A 391-nucleotide genomic window follows, 5' to 3' on the forward strand; every position below is an offset into this window, starting at 1 on the left:
TATCACTAGGGTTAGCAGCAAATGATGCACACGGTGAAATTAAATACAATGCTGATAATGATATTAAGGAGATAGCACGACAAACAGAGCTCAATGCTGCAGCTGGCTTTAATAGCCAACGTGAAGCCGATGAGGCCGCACATCAAGCACGCTTATTTCAAATCAAAAACAAATATGCTGGCGCACTACAGCAAAATGTTGTGGCCTTTGCTAACTTTGAAAAACAAACCACTGCAGAAAAAACACAATCGGTTATAAATCTCGGTGCGACAGGCTTTAAAGCCATGGCAGGCCAAAGTAAAAAAGCATTTAAAGCTTACAAAGCCTTTAGTATCGCCCAAGCAATAATGAATACCTATCAAAGTGCAACAGGTGCTTTTACTTCATTAGC

Annotated in this window: 1 pseudogene; it reads left to right on the forward strand. The window is 40.4% G+C overall.

Features of this window, described 5'->3' with window-relative positions:
• Positions 1-391, forward strand: a pseudogene (locus tag CJF42_RS23490) (tape measure protein); the annotation flags it as partial.

Origin of the sequence: Pseudoalteromonas sp. NBT06-2 (genome assembly GCF_002276045.1) — a bacterium.
Lineage (GTDB): Bacteria > Pseudomonadota > Gammaproteobacteria > Enterobacterales > Alteromonadaceae > Pseudoalteromonas.